Genomic DNA, 2,589 nt, shown 5'->3' with positions numbered 1-2,589 from the left:
GCAGCGGTAACCATTCTTTCTGGTTCCTCATTTGGAATATCATCACAAATAGTTCCATCTATATCAATTAAATAATTTTTAATGCCTTCAGGTAAAATAGGACTTAATTGTTCTCCATTTACAGATAATGCTTGTAATTTACCTTCGATTTCTTCTTGTTTCATTATAAAAAATTGTTGTGTTTATGCTTCGCTCGACCAATTCAATCGATCCATTTGATTGTATTGCCATGGTGCGCCATTATTCTCAATATTGGTCATTACATTATTTAATTCGTTTGGAGCAGCGCTTTGTTCCATTACTAAATATCGACGCATATCAATAATAATTGAAAGCGGACTAATATTTATTGGACATTCTTCAACACAGGCATTACAGGAAGTACAAGCCCATAGTTCTTCGGTTGAAATATAATCATGCAACAACGATTTTCCATCATCAACAAAAACGCCTTTATTTAAATCGATATTTTTTCCGACTTCTTCCAGACGGTCTCTTGTATCCATCATTATTTTTCTTGGAGACAATTTTTTACCCGTTTGATTAGCCGGACAAGATGAAGTACAACGTCCACATTCGGTACAACTGTATGCATTTAATAATTGTACCCAATTTAAATCTTGCACATCGGAAGCACCAAATTTTGCAGGAACAGCAGTAGGATCAGTAGGTGTTGCAAAAGGATCGGCCGATGGATCCATCATTAATTTTACTTCATTGGTTACACTTTCTAAATTATCTAGCTTACCTTTTGCGTTTAAATCGGCGTAAAAAGTATTAGGAAATGCTAATAAAATATGCAGATGTTTAGAGAAATATAAATAGTTCAAAAAGATTAAAATACCAACAATATGCAACCACCAAGCAGCTCTTTCAATACTAACCACTATTCCTTCGGTCATTCCATTAAAAAGAGGTGCTATAAATTTTGAAATAGGAAAACTTCCTACTTGATTGTAATGTCCTATTCCTAAATGTTGCAAATGTAAATCAGCGGCATTCATTAATAAAAACAATGACATTAAAATGACTTCAAAATATATAATATAATTTGCATCTTTTTTAGGCTTACCCGTTAAATCAGAACTCGCAAAACGATCTAATTTGATAGTATTTCTTCTGATCCAAAAAATAAAAACGGCTAGAAGCACTAATACTGCTAAAATTTCAAATGAAGCGATTAAAACGTCATAAAAACTTCCCATGAATGACAATATACGATGGGTTCCAAAAAGTCCGTCAATAATAATTTCAATTACTTCAATATTGATGATGATGAATCCTGCGTAAACTATAATGTGTAATATACCTGCGATTGGACGTTTTACCATCTTAGATTGACCTATAGCAACCATTGCCATATTTTTCCATCGCTCTGAGGAATTGTCCTTTCGGTTGATGTCTCGTCCCAGATTGATATTTCTAATTAGCTTTTTTACGTTCATCGTAAAAAAACCAACACCAATAGCTAGTAATAATGCAAATAAAATATTATCTAAAAAACTCATAAAAACGCTAGTTTATTTTTTAATTGTATCATTAACGGGAGCTACGTAAGGTTTGTTTTTCTTACCAAATAAAGAAACATTTACATATCGAGTTGGGTGCAATCGAACGTCTTGTAACAATAATTCCAATTCTTTTGATGTTTTAGAAAAATTAGCATACATTGTTTCGTCCTTAATCAATTTACCCATAGTTCCTTTGCCTTGTTCTAACTCGGCCATAATTTTATCAACCTTAGCTAAAGTTTTTTCTAAATTCTTTACTGTTTGACCCAAATTTACTTTTGCTAAAGAATCTGAAATTGTTGCAAAATTTCCAGATACTTTATCAACGTTTTTGAGTGTGTTGTTTAATTTAGATTTGTTTTCAGCAAGCAATTCATTTACATTTTTTGAAGCAACACTAAATTCAGAAAGCGTAGCATTTAACGAAGCTATACTACTTTTAAGATTTTGCCTTGTTTGGGTATCTAAAATATCATTGACATTTGTAAATAGTACATCGGCATTTTCTAATAATTCTTGAATTTTTGCTTGTAACGGTTCAAGTTGTTGCGCTAATGCATCTGTCAAACCTAATTTACTTGAAGCTTGCAAATAGTCTCCAGAAACGGTATAATTTTTGTCCAATAGATTCGGTTTAATAGCAATTTGTCTACCTCCTACCAATCCAGAATCATAGATTTCTGCGATGCTTGATTTTGAGATTGGAAAATCAGTAGTAATGTGAAGTTCTACTAATAATTTACCATCTGGATTAATTGTAATTGAATTGACTTTTCCAATGGTTAAACCATTCAAAGTTACTGGTGCAGATGTTGCTAATCCTGCTACATTTTCATAGACTACAAACAATTTATTGCTGTTGTCAAATAAATTTTTTCCTTTCAAAAAACTGTATCCCCAAATAAACAATATAATGGATATAATGACTAATACGGCAGTTTTAATTTCTCTAGATACTTTCAAAGTAATATATTTTTAACAAAATTAATCTTTTATTTTATTTTATTGGCTTCTGATAAGCTTATTTTTACACCATCTTTATAAGCAACAATGTAAGCAGATTCAAATCCTTTTTTCT

General features: G+C 31.4%; 2 protein-coding genes and 1 pseudogene. All 3 read right to left on the bottom strand.

Annotated elements, in window-relative coordinates; all coding sequences use genetic code 11:
• Nucleotides 1-164 (bottom strand): annotated as a pseudogene (locus tag ACIQZC_RS10645) (phosphoheptose isomerase); the annotation flags it as partial.
• 18 nt (nucleotides 165-182) lie between these two features.
• Nucleotides 183-1,508, bottom strand: a complete 1,326-nt coding sequence (locus ACIQZC_RS10640; RefSeq protein ID WP_396139199.1) for a 4Fe-4S dicluster domain-containing protein — start codon at nucleotides 1,506-1,508, stop codon at nucleotides 183-185.
• 12 nt (nucleotides 1,509-1,520) lie between these two features.
• The gene (locus ACIQZC_RS10635; RefSeq protein WP_396139198.1) at nucleotides 1,521-2,474 is read right to left on the bottom strand and encodes an MlaD family protein; all 954 of its coding nucleotides are present in this window, start codon (nucleotides 2,472-2,474) and stop codon (nucleotides 1,521-1,523) included.
• Between the last annotated feature and the right edge of the window lie 115 nt (nucleotides 2,475-2,589).

Origin of the sequence: Flavobacterium sp., assembly GCF_044338735.1 — a bacterium.
In the GTDB taxonomy this organism is placed as follows: Bacteria; Bacteroidota; Bacteroidia; order Flavobacteriales; family Flavobacteriaceae; genus Flavobacterium.
The sequence above is the reverse complement of the archived record's forward strand: the minus strand, read 5'-3'. Positions and strand labels throughout refer to the sequence as shown.